A 16,831-nucleotide genomic window follows, 5' to 3' on the forward strand; every position below is an offset into this window, starting at 1 on the left:
TTCATAACTTCCAGATTTTTAGCCGCGAATCGAAAGAGGCAAATCAGGACTGAATGTGTGAGCAATTGGGGCAGTGCTGCTTTGCCAAACTAGCTCCAAATGAAAGGGGTTTTTAAGAGATTCAGCGAGCGCAATCTGGACCTGTGCCAAGTGGTTGAGCAGAGAAGGTATTTTGTGGAGCGCGGTTGCGGTAGGAAGCTGAAGTGAGACTTGCTCCAGGATACAGCGATCGCCCAGATGCTCTAGCGGCAGGTCAGGACGTGCGGGTGATTGGGCGGGTATCACTGCCACAGGCGACAGAAAAAACAGCGGCAACTCCACTGCACCGGGGGGCGTGAAGATTGGCAGCGTTGCACCGGAAGGCAAAAAGGGGGCTGCATAGCTCCAGGTTTCCGAAGACAGCGTTTCCGGTGTGCCCGCCTTCGGCCGCAAGCTAATGCCGAAGGAACAGGCTCCGGTTTGCTGCCAGTGCAGCCGTTCCCACAGCCCCAGTGGGGCCACAAGGGGCGATCGCACCTCCGCCTCATCATGAAGCCCTAGCAATTCTAGATAGGCATTGTTCATCTCCTACTGCCTGCCCGATCACTGCCCCATATTAGCGGCTATAAGGGATACAGGAGCGGCGGCTAGCTCAATTGCCATTTGTGCCAGCGCCGTCGGCATGTTGCGGCCCTTACGTTTCCTTGTTTCGATTAAACAAAGTTATTGCTGAACCGTCTGACCGAATCTTCTCCTAAAACCTGGCTCTGGTCGTTTTGTATCTGCGCCGGAATGCTGGTGTATTTTACTCAAGTGACGGTGCTATTTCCGGTACTGCCGCTGTATGTGACCCAGCGCTGGCAGGACGTGGGCGTGGGGTTCGTGGTCGGGGCAATGGCGGCGGGACTGCTGCTGTTTCGTCCGCTGATTGGCTGGCTGATTGATCATTGGGGACGGAAGCCCGTCCTCTGGCTAGGACTGGGGCTGATGGTCGTGGTTTTGCCGCTGTATGGGTGGTCGCCTGATCCGACCTGGCTAATGGGGGCACGAGTGCTGCACGGCATCAGCCAGGCCGCCTTTGCCACGGCCTCGCAAACGCTGCTGGTAGACGTGGTGCCAACCCATCGCCGCACGGCGCTGCTGGGCTATCTGGCTATGTCCAATACGATTGGATTTTCGCTGGGGCCAATGTTGGGGGCGATCGCCTTTGCACATGCAGGCTTTGTGCCTGTGATTGGAGCAATGGCGGGGCTGACGCTGCTGGGATTTGTGCTAACCCTGCCGTTGCCCTGGAAGACGGCTGCAAGTTCAGAAGCATCATCCGCTGCCGTCTCAAATAAATCAAGTAAATCAAGCAGGTCAAGTAAGTCAAGCAGGTCAAGTAAGTCAGGCGAGCTTGCTCCAGAAAAGGCAGCTTTTCCGTGGAACGTGATTTTGCAGTTTCCGGTGCGCGATGCCACGCTGCTGTTCTTCACCGGGTCATTTTTGCATGGTGCAGTGGTCACGTTTTTGCCGCTGCTGGTGTCCAACGCGGCCGTATTTTATAGCCTAAACGCGCTGGTAGCAGTGTTGGTGCGGTTTGCGCTGGGGCGCTGGGGCAACCGCGTGTCGCCGCGCTGGGTGGTGAGTGTGGGAATTCTGTGTTCTGGGATAGGGCTGGTGGGCGTGGCGATCGCCCCCACCTTTCTGATCCTCTGGTCAGTCGTATACGGCTTGGGATTTGGCTCGCTGTTCCCGGTGCTGTCTTCCATCGTGTCCTTTGCAGCACCGCTCACGGTGCGAGGACGAGTCTACAGCGTTTTCCTAGCGGGGTTTGATAGCGGCATGACCTTGGGTGGAGCGGGGGTTCAGCCGCTGTCTCAGATCTTTCCGCTGAGCGTTCTGTTTCTGATGCTGGGGGGACTGGGTTGCAGCATCAGCGGACTTGCATTTCGCCAGTTCTCTAGACCGATTGAACGAATCTAGAACGCATCATCCTAACATTCTAATTATCATTCAAGATGTGATTCACCTCTTCTGCCAGCTAAATACAGAATTGAAAAGTTAAGCAGAGTTAAGGTTGGCGAAATTCCATAACTTTTCTATATCGCGCCTCTAGGGGCGATCGCCCTATAACAGAAGTATCAAGCCCCCAGTTCACACCAAGGATACCCATGATGCAACTGACCTATCGCGGCATTCGCTACACACTCTGCACAAAACTCCCCAGCACCAAAACAATTAAAGGCAGCTATCGCGGCATTCCTATGACGCTATATTACTCGTCTGTCATGCCGATTCAGCCGTTTATCAACCTGAGATATCGCGGCGTAAGCTATCGTCCAGTGCTGGTGATGCCGCTCAGGCGGGCCAAGAGTATTGCTCTGTAGTCACCCAAAGCGAATCCAAACGACCTAAATTAACCCTCTGCAAGAGAAGCGATGGGAACCGTTAGCCGACCATTTGTTGACGCAGGGTTCGCAGTGCAGCACCCGTCCCCTGCGTCGCGGCAGCCTCCAGAACCTGAGTCAACAATGCAGGTAAGTCAATTGCCGGAAAATAGCGGCTGTGGGATTGCAGTTCATCGCTTTCCGCTTGCAGGGCGTAAATCTTTAGACCGCTTTTTTTGAATAGCCACACTTCGGGGACACCATAGGGCGCGTAATCCTCGGCAGCGGTGTAGGTGGTCACGTCAATTTCGATCACTAGGTCAGGCGGTAGATCAGTTTGCCAATTGATGCGGTCTTTGCCTGCTGCCGCCTGCCAGTGGTCGATATAGAAGCAATAGTCGGGTTCAATTCCACCCGATTCAGGAATATCCATCGTAATGGGCGTAAAGGCCTCGTAGTTGCGCTCTTCGCTATCTAGGAGAACTTTAACAACATCTGCCAGAATATTGGCTTCGCGGCCGTGGCGGGGTAAAGGACTCATCAGCAAGATTTCTCCATTACGAAACTTGATGCGGGGGATAGAGCCATCGCCCCGGCTTTCGCGCAGGGCGCAGTAGTCTTGCCAGGTTCCGGGCATCCGCACCACGCTACCGGGAGGGAGGTGTATCTTTTCACGGGAGATGACAGCATACATAGGGCAATTCCAGAGATAGTTCCAGGAGATGTTCCAACCAGGGTTCAAAAGCGTGTCAAACAGGCAGATCGATTCTGGCGATCTAGCGTTGACGAAGGCACTAATATACTTCACGCAGCAATTTCAGCCCTCACCCTAAATCCCTCTTCCGGAGCGGGAGAGGGACTTCAACCTATGTCTGGCTCCCCCTTCTCCCAAAGCGGGGAGAAGGGGTTGGGGGGATGAGGGCAGTAAGTTTGCTGTCTCAAGTATGTCAGTGCCTTGACGAACGGGTTGATTCCTCATTCTAGGTTGCTTTTCCGGTGCGGTGCAGCAGGGACTCCACGGCGCTGAGCAAGTCGGCATTGTGCCAGCCCAGCAGGTGAGCGGCGATCGCACATCCCCCGGCTCCCACCCCTTCTTTGACATAGCCCTGCTCGTAGGCCCGCAGGCTGGCGTAGCGTGAGGTGGCGAAACTCAGCGGTGTGGCCAGCAGCGGCGCATTCAGGTCGGTGGCCAATCCTGCTGTGTCGCCCGTGGGGTCTTCGGCGACCCAGCGCGTCGTGCCCACTGCCACCTGTTCTGCGTTCCAGTCCAGCCCGTGATGGCGCTGGAGCGATTGCATCAGCGCGTAGACCGCTAGCATTTGCGTGCCGCCTGCCAGCAAGACTCCGGTGACTTGACTGGCGGCGATCGCCATCCCTGCGACGGCAATCTGCATCGGGTCGCCCACGGCCGCCGCCACGGCTAGCGGGTCGGGATTATCTGGTGCGAGCGTTCCCTGTTCCAATGCCCGATTTAACCCGGCGGATACGATATCCCACTTTTGGGCATGGTTGCAGGTAGGATGGCTGCTGTTGACCTTACCTGCGGCGGCCCAGCCTAGTCCCGTCAGCACCGAGAGCGCAGTGGTGGTGCCACCCACAACGCATTCGCCAATCAGTAAGTAAGCATCGGGTTGTGCTTGAGCGAGGCGATCGCCCCAGTCCAGTCCCGCTTGCAGCAGCCGCAGCACCGTTGGTAAATCCAGCGCCGCACCAGTCGATACGCAGCGGGCCGGCATGCCGCCCAGGTCGATGCAGGGAACGGTCGGCGCGTGGCGCAGTCCGGCGTTGAGCAAATGCAGCGGTACGTGAAAGCCTTCCACCACCGCCCGCGAAATCAGCGTCGGCGATGCGCCCGCCGTCAGGGGCGGCAGCGGAAACTGGGGATTGGGCTGAGGCCCGTGGTAGAGAAATTCGGCATCGGCGATCGCCGTCCATTCTCGATCGGCGGGTGTAGCGCCCGCAGCGGAAATGCCCGGAATCAGACCCGTCTCGGTAAACCCTAGCACGCAGGCAAACTGCGATCGCGCTCCCTGAAACTGCCGAAGCCAGCGATCGCCCTGTGCGGTGTTTCCGTAGCAGCGTGGCCAGGTCAACCCAACCCCCATCGCCCTCATTGCCAAATTGCGCTTCGGTTTCACAGGCTCAGCACAAGCTGCAACCCCGGCTCTGGCTGGGCCTCTTCGGGCAGCGGTTCGGGATTGGCGCGGGCGGCGGGGCAATAGCGGGCATAGGCGCAGCGATCGCACTGTTCACCCGGAAACGGAGTCCAGGAACGGTCTTGCCGCAGTTGCAGCGCTAGTTTGCCGATAATCGACTCCACCTGCTGGCGATGGTCGGGCGTGACTGTGTAGCTAACCTTCTCGCCCGTCCGTAGATACAATAAGCTAAGTTGCTTCAGGTGCTTTTGATAGCGCTGCTCCAGTGCCAGGTAATATAACCCGATTTGCAAATCGATTTCATCGGGTAATAGCGCCTCACTATCCTTGCTGGATTTATAGTCGATTAGCTCCAGCCCGTCCTCCAGCCAGTCGATTCGGTCATAGCGACCCGATAGCGTAAACTCCAAATCCTGCACCCGCAGCGTCCCCTGGATGCGCCCTTCTACCGCTAGCGGCCGCCGAATTGCGCTTTGATTTGCAATAAAGCCGTTATAGTAGCGTTGCAGGATGCGTCGCCCTTCGCTCGCTTGGGCTGGTGTTAGGCCGCTGCTGTGCTGGTTCCAGCAATACTCCACCCAGTCCAAGCGGGGAATCGGGTCTTGATAATGCCAGTCGTCGTAGATTTGCGCTAGGGCCTGATGCAGCGACGTTCCCAGCGCTGCGGAGCTAAAAAACGCCGCCCCCGGCAGCTTGCGCTCATAGCGAAAGTAGTAGGCGAGCGGACAGCGGTAGTAGCTTTGCAGCTTGGCAGCGGAGAGCGAGTAGGTCATGCGGACTGTAGAAATGCGACAGAAACTCAACAGACCCAGAGGGTTTTTATATGATGACACTAGATATGGGTTTTAGGTAGAGTTCGGATGCACTAGGGATAGAGTAGAGAGGGTAGGGTAGGGGTAGAGGGGGGAGTTCGTTGGTCATGCCAAGGATGCCAAAGGTAACGGCTCGGCAGTGGAGCATTTTTATTCTGGTGCTATCAAATGTCATCTGGGGTTCTACCTTTCCGCTGATTAAGACTTCGCTGGGGACGCTATCGCCGTCGGTGTTGGTGATGGCGCGGTTTGTGGTGGGGGCGATCGCCCTCTCACCCGTTGTAGCAATGCGCCTGCGTTCTGTATCGCGGGCTGATGAGGCAGCAGCTCCCCCATCGCGCCTCAGTCAAGGACTGGTTCTCGACGGCATTGGGGTGAGTGTCATCATGTTTGGCGCATTTTTGACGCAGGCGATCGGGTTGGAAACGGCTCCAGCCAGCCGAGCGGCGTTTATTACTAGCCTGAACGTGATTTTAGTGCCAATTTTTGCGCGACTACTGGGGCGCAAGATTTCGATCCGGGTGGCGATCGCCGCTGTTCTGGCTTTGGCTGGGGTAGGGCTGCTGTCCTGGGAGGGTGGGTCGCTGGGGGTGGGCGACCTGTGGGTGCTGGGCTGTGCAGCCTGCTGGGCGGTGTATATTCTGCGAGTGGAGCGAATTGTGCAGCGGTATAGCGCAACTGCCTTGACGATGGTGCAACTGGTGGCGATCGCCCTCCTGAGTCTACTGTGGGCCGCCCCGCACATCGCCCTGCAAACCGCCGCCCTGATTGCCAGCGCCGCCGTGGTGCTGTATCTAGGACTCTTCGCCACTGCACTGACCACCTGGACCCAGGCCAGCGCCCAGCGCCACCTGTCCGCCACCGAAGCCGCCATTCTTTACACGCTAGAACCTGTCTTTGCCTCGCTGTTTGCCTTCTGGTGGCTGGGCGAACGCTGGGGCCTGCGCGGCTGGCTGGGGGGTGGGGTGATTTTGGCGGCCACGCTGCTGAGCCAATTGCGCCCTAGAGCATGAACTACCTCGCTCACCTGCTGCTCTCCGAACCCGACCCGCTGGCCCGTCTTGGCAACCTGGCGGGCGATTTCCTCAAAGGAGCAGACGTGCGATCGCTCCATCCCACCATTCAGCGAGGCATTGCGCTGCATCGCCAGATCGACACCTACACCGATCGCCATCCCATCGTCCGCCAGAGCAAGGCGCGGGTAGAGCCGCCCTACTGCCGACTGGCGGGGGTGCTGGTGGATGTGTTCTACGACCATTTCCTGGCGGTTTACTGGCAAACCTATGGGGTAGGAACGCTAGAAGCGTTTGTGCAGGGGGTCTACGCCGATTTGCAGCAGTATCAAGCGCTGCTGCCGCCGTCGCTCCAGCGGGCGCTGCCGTTTATGGTGACAGGCGACTGGCTGACTGCCTATCGGCAGGTGTCGGGCATCGCGATGATTTTGGAACGGATGGCAAGGCGATCGCGGCGATCGCCCCTCCTTGCCTCCAGCATTTGCGTCTTGCAACACCACTACGATGCGCTAGCGCAAGACTTTCACCAGTTTTTCCCGCTGCTCACCCACGACGTGCAGCAGAAAATCGCCAGCCTTAACGCTTGCGACCAAATTTTGCCTTAAGGTCTTCCAGCGTTGCGCCAGTTTTCGGTTCAGCATTGGTCGGCTGTGACACTTGCTTTGTGCCCTTGGGTTGGGGCTTGCGGTTTGGCGGTGGGCTGCTCCTAGAGACCCCTTCGGTGGAACCTGCATCGGAACGCATCGACAGGCTAATGCGCTTCAGCGCTTCGTTCACCTCCAGCACGCGCACGGTGACGATCTGCCCCACTTTCACCACCTCTTTCGGATCTTTGACAAACCGATCGGCCAGTTGCGAGACATGAATCAGACCGTCTTGGTGAACGCCGATATCCACGAATGCGCCAAAGTTTGCGACGTTGGTGATCACGCCTTCGAGCGTCATGCCGACCTTGAGATCGCCGATTTCCTGAATGTCTTCGCGAAAGGTGGCGTAGGTGAATTGGGCACGCGGGTCGCGGCCAGGTTTTTCTAACTCTGCAAGGATGTCGCGCAGGGTAGGTTCGCCGATGGTGTCGGTGACGTAACGCTGGAGAGAGAGAGTTTTCAGACGTTCTCCTGCCTTGGTCACTTGATCTAGCGGGATGCCGAGATCCTTGGCGATCGCCTCTACAACACCATAGCTTTCAGGATGGACGGCCGTATTGTCCAGCGGATTGTCGCCATTGCGGATGCGGAGGAACCCGGCTGCCTGCTCAAACGCTTTGGGGCCCAGCTTAGAGACTTTTAGCAGTTCGCGGCGATTGCGAAACGCGCCGTTTTGGTTGCGATATTGCACGATGTTGTTGGCAACAGCGCTGGAAATGCCGGAGACGTAGCTCAGCAGTTCTTTGGAGGCAGTGTTGAGATCCACGCCCACGTAGTTAACACAGCTTTCGACCGTTTCATCCAGCTTTTTCTTGAGCAGCTTTTGATCCACATCGTGCTGATATTGACCCACACCGATAGACTTGGGGTCGATCTTTACCAGTTCTGCTAGGGGATCTTGCAATCGGCGGCCGATGCTGACGGCTCCACGCACCGTCAGATCCAGATCAGGAAATTCGGCGATCGCCACCTGACTGGCAGAGTAAATCGATGCACCAGCTTCGTTCACAATCACTTTCACAGGCTTGTGATCGAGCGACTTCACCACTTCATTCACAAACGCATCCGTTTCGCGGCTGGCAGTACCGTTGCCAATGGCGATTAGCTCAACCTGGTATTTGCGAATCAGGTCAAGGAGCGATCGCCCCGCTTTTTCCCGCTGCCCCTCGCCTGTGTGGGGAAAGATGGTCTGATATTCCAGAAACTTACCCGTCTGGTCAATCACCGCTACCTTACAGCCCGTGCGAAAGCCGGGGTCAATGGCCAGCGTCGGCTTCATGCCCGCAGGGGCCGCCAACAGCAGTTCCCGCAGGTTTGCCTCAAAGGTTTTGATGGATTCGATATCCGCCCACTGCTTCTTCTCGGCAATCACTTCACTGGTGAGGGAGGTCTGCATCAGCCGCCCAAAGGCATCCCGCAGCATCGCCTGATAAAACTCGCGCACGGGCTTGGCCTTGGTGCGAATCACTTCGCGCTCTAGGTAGCTCTGCACCTCGTCTTCGTCGAAGGTCAGGTTCAGCGTCAGTACATCCTCGCTTTCGCCCCGCAGCAGCGCCAATAGGTTGTGTGGCTGGATCTTACTCACGGGCGCGGCGTAGGTACGATACATCTCGAATTTGGTGCTGCCTTCGGGGAAATCGGGTTTGATGCGCGACTCGAAGCTGCCGGAATTCAGGAAAAATTGCCGCAGGTGCGATCGCAGGTCGGCCCGATCGGCTACTGCTTCTGCCAGGATATCCGACGCGCCCTGCAACGCTTCCTGCGGCGTTTTCACGCCTTTTTCAGAATCAACATACTTCGCGGCTTCGGCGGCTAAATCTGCCTGGGGCGCGTTGGGATGATTCAACGACTCAATCCACTGGGACAGCGGCTCTAGCCCCTTTTCGCGGGCAATGGTGGCGCGGGTGCGGCGCTTGGGGCGATAGGGCAGATACAGGTCTTCTAGCTCGGTTTTCGATAAGCACTGCTCGATCTGTGCCTGGAGGTCGTCGGTGAGTTTGCCCTGGTCGGCGATCGCCTTTAGCACCGTCTGCTTGCGTTCTTGCAGTTCCGTCAGGTAGGCATGGCGATCGGCCAGTTCCCTGAGCTGAATCTCGTTCAGTTCGCCCGTGCGCTCCTTGCGATATCGTGCCACAAAGGGGATGGTTGCCCCTTCTGCAAACAGCGCCAGCGCATTTTCTACCTGAAATGGCTTGAGCGATAGCTCCTGGGCGAGCAGTTTGGGAATATCGATCATGGGTGAACTGTGAAGAAACGCGACGTGCATTTCTCACTATACCGAAGTGTTGAGCGGAGGCAGGAGTGGGGGGGGATTTGGGATTGGGGATTGGGGATTGGGGATTGAGGATTGGGGATTGGGGGTTATCGACACAGCATGATTCAAGTCGTCTGTATCATGCATTATCATCAATCGTGCTTGAGGGAGTTCTCAGAAATACACCGACCGAAGCGCGGTATACTCCACTGTGGGGTTGGGAAGCTGAATTCCAGTCAATGAAGTCTGAATCACGCAGGTTACAAGCAGAGACTACAGAAAGCTAGGCAGCATGTTAGCGGTAGCAATTTTGGCGGCGGGCCGGGGAACGCGAATGAAGTCAGACCTTCCGAAGGTGCTGCATGATTTGGGTGGGCGATCGCTCGTCGAGCGGGTGTTAGACAGTTTGGCAGCGGTGCAGCCCGATCGCCAGTTGGTAATCGTGGGCTATGGGGGCGATCGCGTGCGAGAGTCTCTCAGCGCGGTTCCAGGGGTGGAGTTTGTAGAGCAGCGGGAACAGTTGGGCACGGGCCATGCGGTGCAGCAGATTATTCCCCATCTCGACGGGTTTGCTGGCGACGTGCTGGTGCTGAATGGCGACGTACCGCTGCTGCGCCCGGAAACGCTGAAAAATTTGCTGGATACCCATCGCGCAGCAGAGAATGCCGCTACCCTGTTAACAGCGCATCTGCCGGAGCCGAAGGGTTATGGACGGGTATTTTGCGATGGCAGCAACCCGCGTGACGCAATTGTAGAAGATCGGGACTGTACGGCTGCCCAAAAGCAAAACCGCCGCATCAATGCCGGAGTCTACTGTTTTCGCTGGGCAGATTTGGCGGAAGCGCTGCCCAAGCTAAGCGCTGATAACGATCAGCAGGAATATTACCTGACGGATGTGGTGAGTATGATGTCACCCGTTATGGCCGTGGATGTAGATGATTATCAGGAAATTTTAGGAATTAACGATCGACGGCAGTTGTCTACTGCGTATGACATCCTGCAAACGCGAGTGAAGAACGCCTGGATGATGGGAGGCGTGACGCTAATTGACCCCGCCAGTATCACAATCGATGACACAGTGACGCTCGGCCCAGATGTCGTTATTGAACCCCAATGCCACCTGCGGGGTAAGACCACAATTGGTGCGGGCAGCCGCATTGGACCTGGTAGCCTGATCGAAAACAGCACGCTGGGCGATCGCGTGACGGTGCTATATTCCGTTGTGTCGGATAGCACCGTGCAAGCAGACACCCGCATTGGCCCCTACGCGCACCTGCGGGGCCATGTACAGGTGGGCACCGGCTGCCGCATTGGCAACTTTGTGGAGCTAAAAAAGTCCACGCTGGGCGATCGCACGAATGTCGCACACTTATCTTACCTGGGTGATGCCACCCTAGGTACGAAAGTGAACATTGGCGCAGGGACAATCACCGCTAACTACGACGGCGTAAAGAAGCATCCGACGGTCATTGGCGATCGCACAAAAACTGGGTCAAACAGCGTCTTGGTTGCGCCTGTGACGGTAGGAGCCGATGTGACCATTGCCGCTGGATCGGTGATCACCGAAGATTTGCCGGACGATTGTCTGGCGATCGCCCGCTCGCGCCAGGTGGTGAAACCGGGCTGGCGGCTCACGGCTGCCTCGGATGCGCCAGCACCCTGAGCTAAGGAATCCCAAGATTCTGCTCCGTGAATGATCCGGAGGCGCGATCGCTGGGAAGAATATCTGTATAAACCCTGGTGGCGGGTGGACATTCCGGCACGAGTTCCCCCACCGTTTTCACCAGAACCGCCGAGTTCACCCAGGATCAAAAGCAGGCGACTATGCAGGCGACACTTTCCCCCAGCGATCGCACGACTGACCCTTCCACGACCGAGATTTCTCTCTCTGTCGAAGAGCTAGGCCGCACGCTAGAAGCCTTTTTTCGCCAGCGTCAATTGGCCGTTGCAGTGCGCTGTGCCCTCCAGGGCGATCGCCTGCTGGTGGTGGGCAACCACCGCACCGATATGTCGCTAGACCCGCGCCAGGTGTTGCAGCTTCTCGAAGCCCGCATCCACGCCCTCCAGATTCGCTCGATTCAACAGGTCGGGCTGTATCTGCGGATTGTTGGCCAGCCCAAACCCTACATGCGCCGACAGTTTTTCCTCAACCAGCCCCTACCCAAGCCCGTGCTATCGGGGCTTGCTGCCCGTGCCATTCCGGGAACCGGGGCAATCGCCCCACCAGCGACCATTCCTATTCCCAAGCCCGCGTCTGTTGCACCGTCTGCCCACACCAAGGCTCAGCCAATCCCGCCAGCCACCAGCCGCCCCCTTGTTCAATCTGTTCAAAAAACGGTTCCACCAGCCTCTAAATCTGCCCAGACTCCTCACCAGACTCCTCAAAGGAGTGCCGATGCAGGAGCAGACCATCGCCTGCTGATAGCGGGCATTGGAGCCGTCGGATTGGCGCTGGGCAGCTACGTGCTGACGCAGCCCTGCACCCTCGGCGCGTGCCCCCAGTTGGAAACGGCGGAATCTTTGGGCAGCAAGTCGTTTACCGTTGTCGCGCAGGCCCCTGCTTCACCCGACCTGGCCGCCGCCCAGCAGTACCTCACGGGGGCAATCGACCTGCTGGACACCGTGCCCATTTGGTCGCGCCATCGGCAAACCTCCAGCAAGCTGCGCCAGCAATATCAGCCGGAAAATGAGGTGCTGAGTAGGCTGATGCAGGCAGAGCAGTGGGCGATCGCCGCTACCCAGGCCAGCGAAGCTCCGGTTCTCAGCCTCCAGACTTGGCAGTGGATTTGCAACCAGTGGGAAGCCGCGATTCAGCAGCTTGAAGCCGTACCCGTTGCCAGCCCGTTTTATGCAACAGCCACCGCTAAACTTCAGGACTATCGGGATCGGCTAGCCCTGGCGCAAACCCGGCTTCAGCAAGAGGAGACAGCCGGACAGCGCCTCGCCGAAGCCAAGCAGTTGCTAAAGCTGGCCTGGGAGCGGCAGCAGCATGCCATTCGTCAGAAGCGCCCTGACCTGGCCGAAGCGGTGGTCGCCACCTGGGAAGCAGGCCTGGCGCGGTTGCGGCAGGTGCCACCCAACACCAGCGCCATGTTTGAAGCAGAACGCCTGCTAGCCCTGTATGAGCCGCGGGTAGAGAAAATCAAAACGGACCTAGAAGCGGCGATCGCCCAAGCCGCCAATCAGCCCGCCCAGCCCATGCCTCAAATCGCAGACCCCTCTGCCGCGCCCGACACCCAGCCCGTCACGCAGCCCACGCAGGCGATCGCTCCGCGACCCATCCCACAGCAGGTTCCACAGCAAATTCCGCAACAAGCGCTGACTCCCCAACAAATGGCGCAATACCAAATGGCCCAGCAGCAGATGGCACAACGGCGGATGATGCAGCAGCAACTCTTGCAACAGCAAATGCTCCAGCAGCACATCATGCAGCAGATGCAGGGACAGCCCATCCTCCCGGTGCAAACGGTTGGACAGTAGCCGTTTCAGGAATTTTGAATTGCCGCAGGAGACTGGAAATGAGCCTCAAACGCGACGCGACCGCTGAAATTGCTGGAAGTCCCGCAGACGTTTGACTGGCAAATCCAAAACTGCAAATCCAAAACCGCAAATCCAAAATCAATCTCACTTACCAATGCAAAAACGACTAAAGATGCGATCGAGGACAGATTCGGTCACGTCTTCGCCCGTGATTTCACCCAAAGACTGGATGGCGATCCGTAGATCAATGCTCCAAAAGTCCAGCGGGAGTTGCTGAGCAATGGTATCTTGCACCTGCTGGAGGGCAGTTTTGGCGCGGGTGAGCGCAGCAGACTGGCGCTGGTTGATTGCCAGGTCGAGGTTCGCGGCCGTGAGCTTGCCAGCCTGGGCAATGGTCAGAATCGCTTGCTCCAGTGCGTCGATGCCGTGATTTTGGGCGGCAGCGGTGTAAACCGTGGGCAGAGCGGGCGGGGGCGGCGGAAAAGCGCGATCGCTCCAAAACTCCGCCACTCCGCCATTCCCAGCCACCAGATCAACCTTGTTTACCACCAAAATCAGCGATCGCCCCTTGACCTGCTCATAGATTTCCTGGTCTGCGGCCGTCCAGCCCTGGGCAGCGTCGATGGTCAGCAACACCAGATCGGCGGCTTGGGCGGCCTGGCGCGATCGCGCTACCCCAATTTGCTCAACCACATCTTCGGCCTCGCGGATGCCAGCGGTGTCGAGCACCTGGATGGGGATGCCGCCGACGACCAACTGCGACTCGACCACATCACGGGTCGTCCCCGGAAGCTCCGTCACAATGGCGCGATCGCTCCGGCTCCAGGCATTCAGCAGGCTAGATTTGCCGACATTTGGGCGACCGACAATCGCCACTTTTAGCCCGCTCCGCAACAGTTCGCCCCGGTCTGCCGTGTCGAGGAGCGCCGTCACTTGGGCAAGAACTTGCGCCAGTTGGGTTTTAATTAGGGCTTCATCCAGCGGCGGCAGGTCGTCTTCAAAGTCGATGCGGGCTTCTACTTCGGCCAGAATGTCGAGGCAGGTCGCCCGAAGCTGGCGGATGGGCTGGGCGAGCTTTCCTTGCAGGCTGGCGAGGGCGGACTGGGCCGCTTGGGGCGATCGCGCTCCCACCAGATCGGCAATGCTCTCGGCTTGCGTTAGATCAATGCGCCCGTTGAGAAAGGCCCGCAGCGTGAACTCTCCCGGCTCTGCCAGCCGCGCCCCACAGTCCAGGCAAGCCTGCAATACCTGCTGCACCGCCATCATGCCGCCGTGACAGTGAAACTCCACCACGTCTTCGCGGGTGTAGGAGCGCGGAGCCAGCATCAGCAATAGCAGCGCTTCGTCAATCACCGTCTGGGTCTGGGGCTGGCGCACATAGCCGTAGAGGATGCGGTGGCTGTCCCACGCCTGCTGTCCTGGTGCGTGGAATAGGGTACGGGCGATCGCCACTGCCTCGGCTCCCGACAGGCGCACAATGCCCACGCTGCCCTGAGCGGGAACAATTGCTGTGGCGATCGCCGCGATCGTGTCTTGTTTCAGAGCAGGAGCCGTCATGACGTGAAATCGAGGGACGCTCTCTTCAATCTACTGGCACTTGCCCCCAAACGCGCAAATGGGTGGATTAACCTGCGATGAACCGCTGTGATGCGCTACTCGACTCCTATCGACAGCTTGACCTCCATCGGCAACCGGATGCAAAACTCCGTCCCCCAGCCCATCTCAGATTGAACGTCCAGGCTGCCGCCATGCTTTTCGACGACAATTTGACGGGCGATCGCCAATCCTAGCCCCGTTCCTTTACCGACTCCCTTGGTCGTAAACAAATGATCAAAGATCTTGTCTCTGATTGCCGCAGGAATGCCATTCCCATTGTCTCGAATCCGAATTTCGATTGCATTGGATTGCGTTAATGCGGTTTGAATGGTGATGGTCTGCGGCAAGGATTCCAACTCAGCAAAAGTCCTCTGTTGCGCGGCTTCATCCAGCGCATCAATGGCATTGGCCAAGAGGTTCATAAACAGAAGTGTTGAATCCAGATAGAAAACTTTACATTTTAGCTTACAAGAGTCATACGAGTGTTTCGGGCAGCAGATCGTAGCTCCAATGAACCATTGAGCAGCGACGGCTCAGTTCCAGTTGTAAATACCGAAACTTGTCGAGCAATTCACTGCCATAGAATGCTGGAATTTCGATTAACAATAAGATTAAATACGTGATGAGCACCATATAAATCTGAATACTCACCCCATTCACATTCTTGGTGATGAGACGATCGAGCTTTAAGTGCATCTTGAGAAACTTCCATAACACCTCAATTTGCCAACGATGCCGATAGGTATCACTGATTTCTTCGTCGCTCATCTCATTGACATTAGTTGCCAGACGAAACTCGCTCCGACTCTCCAAATCACAGAACCAAACCACGCGGTAACGGTCGTGGTCAAGTTCAGTCTTCATATTGTTCTTGATTCGCACCACAAACTTTGTTTGAGTGAGACTCATTTGGTCGAGAAATTCCCAGCTTGCGAAGCCTCTATCCATGATGCCGATGCCGTTTTCGGGAATCATCGTGCTAATCGAATCGGCAAACTTTGCATCATGTCCTTGCCCAAAATGAATCAAGCATTCACTCGAATATCCTTGCTCTAAGTTGATTCCATTCAGTAATTTAACTTGGTGATATCCTTGCAGCCAAAATAGCTTGCTGGTAAGTGTAACGATGGTTGAATCAATCGGAAAAAGTATCTGAGCCGCGGTCGGCTGTTTGCGCTTTACTTGCTCAATCAACTGTGCATAGATTCGACAAAAGTGCCCATCCGTTCGAGTTTTGCAAGCTTTAGAAAAGGTGGATATATCGACCTCAACACCTGTACGATTTAGGCGGTAAAATAAGTCTCTCATGCTGGTTAAGCCCTTGTCCAACACAAAGGTCAACCAGATTTCAAAGAACAAGCGCGAGTTCAAAACGGGATAGTCATGCGGACAAAGCTGCATCAAGATCGATTTGACAAGCTTCGGAAATGAGGCTATCATCAGGCATCATTTTTTGTTTACTAGGGGACAGAATACTGCATTCTGTCCCTTTTTTCGTCGCTTAATCTATCTTTCAACACTTCTGGTCTGAACGAGCAGTATTAACCCGAAGCAGCGACATCATCTCTAAAAGTTCCCTTTTAGAGGGCGATCGCACCATAATCGTCCAAATTCTCTTGCTTTGGACTGCTGGAATGATCCCTTTTTCGCCCAGGTTAGGGGTTGCAGTAGGCACACTGAGCGGGGTCGGCAAAGTCCTGCCCATCGGGATAGCGCACGGTTTCAGTAAAGCCGCACTGGGCGCAGCGGTAGAGGGCGGCTAGCGTCAGGTTCGTGGGCGCGTGGCAAAGGGCGCAGGGCAATCCGGGCTGGCGATCGCCCACATCGAAACCGGGCGCATGGCACTGGGGGCAAGTCTGTTGCAGCTTGCGGATCAGGTCTTGCGTCGCGAGGGCGATCGCCTTCATCCGCGTGGGGTTCATCATGGCCCGCATGTCGGTTTCCAGATGGGCGCGGCCGTGGCGCTTGAGGGTCGCGGTCACGATTTCTCGGAGCTGGTCTTCCTGCGTGATGCCCTTATGGATCTCCGTGGGGTCGCTGCCCTCTGCCGCAGGCATCACCACCAGCCCGTGACTGGGAAACCCTGCCGATTGGGCAAATTTCAGCGCTGCCTCCAGGCTGTCTACCTGCTGATAGCTATAGTTGGTGTCTGGCGTAGCGGCGTGGCCCGCGATCTCCAGCCCATGCCGCCGATCGACCAATAGCACCAGTTCTCGATTGAGCGGCATGTAGGGCATCAGCGGATGGGGCCCAAAGCTGCCCTCGCTGGCAATCGCCAACTCTGTTCCCAGCGCTGCCCCCAGATGTTCCAGCGCGTGCATTGCCTTGAGCCGTGCCGTCGCTAGCTGATCTGCCGGCCGCTTGATATCGCGGGTAAACGTACCAAACTGGTCGCTGTCAAACCCATCGGGAACCACGATTTCTAGCGCGAAGGCGGACGTGAGGAGAGGGGCGATCGCCGCCTCCTTGCGATGCATGGTCGCCAAAATGGCCGTGCGTCCGGTAAACCAGTGGGAAGACATCGG

At 57.2% G+C, this 16,831-nt stretch carries 15 protein-coding genes; 6 read left to right on the forward strand and 9 right to left on the reverse strand.

Annotated features, from left to right (window positions below; all coding sequences use genetic code 11):
* Positions 1 to 18 precede the first annotated feature (18 nt).
* On the reverse strand, positions 19 to 564 hold the full coding sequence (locus O77CONTIG1_RS06755) for a hypothetical protein (protein ID WP_068509138.1): 546 nt from the start codon (positions 562 to 564) through the stop codon (positions 19 to 21).
* Positions 565 to 705: 141 nt separating this feature from the next.
* On the opposite strand from O77CONTIG1_RS06755, the gene O77CONTIG1_RS06760 reads away from it, so the two are divergent.
* Together O77CONTIG1_RS06760 and O77CONTIG1_RS06765 are read left to right on the forward strand one after the other, a co-directional pair.
* Positions 706 to 1,944 carry an MFS transporter gene (locus O77CONTIG1_RS06760; RefSeq protein ID WP_156435005.1) on the forward strand — a complete coding sequence of 413 codons (1,239 nt, stop codon included), beginning with the start codon at positions 706 to 708 and terminating at the stop codon, positions 1,942 to 1,944.
* Between the two features lie 188 nt (positions 1,945 to 2,132).
* Entirely contained in the window at positions 2,133 to 2,348 is a 216-nt protein-coding gene (locus O77CONTIG1_RS06765) for a DUF4278 domain-containing protein (protein WP_068509142.1), read from the forward strand.
* A gap of 61 nt (positions 2,349 to 2,409) precedes the next feature.
* On the opposite strand, the gene O77CONTIG1_RS06770 is transcribed toward O77CONTIG1_RS06765, so the two are convergent.
* The 3 genes from O77CONTIG1_RS06770 to O77CONTIG1_RS06780 form a co-directional block, all read right to left on the reverse strand.
* Positions 2,410 to 3,042 (reverse strand): Uma2 family endonuclease, encoded by a 633-nt coding sequence (locus O77CONTIG1_RS06770; RefSeq protein WP_068509145.1) that lies wholly within the window; start codon positions 3,040 to 3,042, stop codon positions 2,410 to 2,412.
* Positions 3,043 to 3,328: 286 nt separating this feature from the next.
* Entirely contained in the window at positions 3,329 to 4,486 is a 1,158-nt protein-coding gene (gene cobT / locus O77CONTIG1_RS06775) for a nicotinate mononucleotide-dependent phosphoribosyltransferase CobT (RefSeq protein WP_286132579.1), read from the reverse strand.
* Complete coding sequence (locus O77CONTIG1_RS06780; protein WP_317134220.1) at positions 4,483 to 5,307, reverse strand: PD-(D/E)XK nuclease family protein; 825 nt, start codon at positions 5,305 to 5,307, stop codon at positions 4,483 to 4,485. The genes cobT and O77CONTIG1_RS06780 overlap by 4 nt, the downstream gene beginning before the upstream one ends.
* A 116-nt stretch (positions 5,308 to 5,423) precedes the next feature.
* On the opposite strand from O77CONTIG1_RS06780, the gene O77CONTIG1_RS06785 reads away from it, so the two are divergent.
* Positions 5,424 to 6,329, forward strand: coding sequence for a DMT family transporter (locus O77CONTIG1_RS06785; protein WP_084782292.1), 906 nt, complete (start codon positions 5,424 to 5,426; stop codon positions 6,327 to 6,329).
* Positions 6,326 to 6,934 carry an ACP phosphodiesterase gene (locus tag O77CONTIG1_RS06790; protein WP_068509153.1) on the forward strand — a complete coding sequence of 203 codons (609 nt, stop codon included), beginning with the start codon at positions 6,326 to 6,328 and terminating at the stop codon, positions 6,932 to 6,934. The genes O77CONTIG1_RS06785 and O77CONTIG1_RS06790 overlap by 4 nt, the downstream gene beginning before the upstream one ends.
* On the opposite strand, the gene O77CONTIG1_RS06795 is transcribed toward O77CONTIG1_RS06790, so the two are convergent.
* The gene (locus O77CONTIG1_RS06795; RefSeq protein ID WP_068509156.1) at positions 6,906 to 9,212 is read right to left on the reverse strand and encodes a Tex family protein; all 2,307 of its coding nucleotides are present in this window, start codon (positions 9,210 to 9,212) and stop codon (positions 6,906 to 6,908) included. The genes O77CONTIG1_RS06790 and O77CONTIG1_RS06795 overlap by 29 nt on opposite strands.
* A 310-nt stretch (positions 9,213 to 9,522) precedes the next feature.
* On the opposite strand from O77CONTIG1_RS06795, the gene glmU reads away from it, so the two are divergent.
* Positions 9,523 to 10,893 (forward strand): bifunctional UDP-N-acetylglucosamine diphosphorylase/glucosamine-1-phosphate N-acetyltransferase GlmU, encoded by a 1,371-nt coding sequence (glmU, locus tag O77CONTIG1_RS06800; protein WP_068509158.1) that lies wholly within the window; start codon positions 9,523 to 9,525, stop codon positions 10,891 to 10,893.
* A 77-nt stretch (positions 10,894 to 10,970) separates the two neighbouring features.
* On the forward strand, positions 10,971 to 12,710 hold the full coding sequence (locus O77CONTIG1_RS06805; protein ID WP_156435007.1) for a hypothetical protein: 1,740 nt from the start codon (positions 10,971 to 10,973) through the stop codon (positions 12,708 to 12,710).
* Positions 12,711 to 12,854: 144 nt separating this feature from the next.
* On the opposite strand, the gene mnmE is transcribed toward O77CONTIG1_RS06805, so the two are convergent.
* From mnmE to O77CONTIG1_RS06825, 4 genes are all read right to left on the reverse strand, one after another.
* Positions 12,855 to 14,267: a tRNA uridine-5-carboxymethylaminomethyl(34) synthesis GTPase MnmE gene (gene mnmE / locus O77CONTIG1_RS06810; RefSeq protein WP_068509162.1), complete on the reverse strand. Its 1,413-nt coding sequence runs from the start codon at positions 14,265 to 14,267 to the stop codon at positions 12,855 to 12,857.
* A 95-nt stretch (positions 14,268 to 14,362) separates the two neighbouring features.
* Positions 14,363 to 14,728 (reverse strand): sensor histidine kinase, encoded by a 366-nt coding sequence (locus O77CONTIG1_RS06815; protein ID WP_068509164.1) that lies wholly within the window; start codon positions 14,726 to 14,728, stop codon positions 14,363 to 14,365.
* Positions 14,729 to 14,780: 52 nt separating this feature from the next.
* Positions 14,781 to 15,746, reverse strand: coding sequence for a transposase (locus O77CONTIG1_RS06820; RefSeq protein ID WP_084781952.1), 966 nt, complete (start codon positions 15,744 to 15,746; stop codon positions 14,781 to 14,783).
* 215 nt (positions 15,747 to 15,961) lie between these two features.
* Positions 15,962 to 16,828 carry a DUF6671 family protein gene (locus tag O77CONTIG1_RS06825; protein ID WP_068509166.1) on the reverse strand — a complete coding sequence of 289 codons (867 nt, stop codon included), beginning with the start codon at positions 16,826 to 16,828 and terminating at the stop codon, positions 15,962 to 15,964.
* Between the last annotated feature and the right edge of the window lie 3 nt (positions 16,829 to 16,831).

It is taken from the genome of Leptolyngbya sp. O-77, assembly GCF_001548395.1.
Lineage (GTDB): Bacteria > Cyanobacteriota > Cyanobacteriia > Elainellales > Elainellaceae > Thermoleptolyngbya.

Excerpts from the sequence above, each read along its gene's own strand:
- O77CONTIG1_RS06755 (WP_068509138.1), bottom strand. The coding sequence starts at position 564 with ATGAACAATGCCTATCTAGAATTGCTAGGGCTTCATGATGAGGCGGAG.
- O77CONTIG1_RS06765 (WP_068509142.1), top strand. The coding sequence starts at position 2,133 with ATGATGCAACTGACCTATCGCGGCATTCGCTACACACTCTGCACAAAA.
- O77CONTIG1_RS06770 (WP_068509145.1), bottom strand. The coding sequence starts at position 3,042 with ATGTATGCTGTCATCTCCCGTGAAAAGATACACCTCCCTCCCGGTAGC.
- O77CONTIG1_RS06785 (WP_084782292.1), top strand. The coding sequence starts at position 5,424 with ATGCCAAGGATGCCAAAGGTAACGGCTCGGCAGTGGAGCATTTTTATT.
- O77CONTIG1_RS06790 (WP_068509153.1), top strand. The coding sequence starts at position 6,326 with ATGAACTACCTCGCTCACCTGCTGCTCTCCGAACCCGACCCGCTGGCC.
- O77CONTIG1_RS06795 (WP_068509156.1), bottom strand. The coding sequence starts at position 9,212 with ATGATCGATATTCCCAAACTGCTCGCCCAGGAGCTATCGCTCAAGCCA.
- glmU (WP_068509158.1), top strand. The coding sequence starts at position 9,523 with ATGTTAGCGGTAGCAATTTTGGCGGCGGGCCGGGGAACGCGAATGAAG.
- mnmE (WP_068509162.1), bottom strand. The coding sequence starts at position 14,267 with ATGACGGCTCCTGCTCTGAAACAAGACACGATCGCGGCGATCGCCACA.
- O77CONTIG1_RS06815 (WP_068509164.1), bottom strand. The coding sequence starts at position 14,728 with ATGAACCTCTTGGCCAATGCCATTGATGCGCTGGATGAAGCCGCGCAA.
- O77CONTIG1_RS06820 (WP_084781952.1), bottom strand. The coding sequence starts at position 15,746 with ATGATAGCCTCATTTCCGAAGCTTGTCAAATCGATCTTGATGCAGCTT.
- O77CONTIG1_RS06825 (WP_068509166.1), bottom strand. The coding sequence starts at position 16,828 with ATGTCTTCCCACTGGTTTACCGGACGCACGGCCATTTTGGCGACCATG.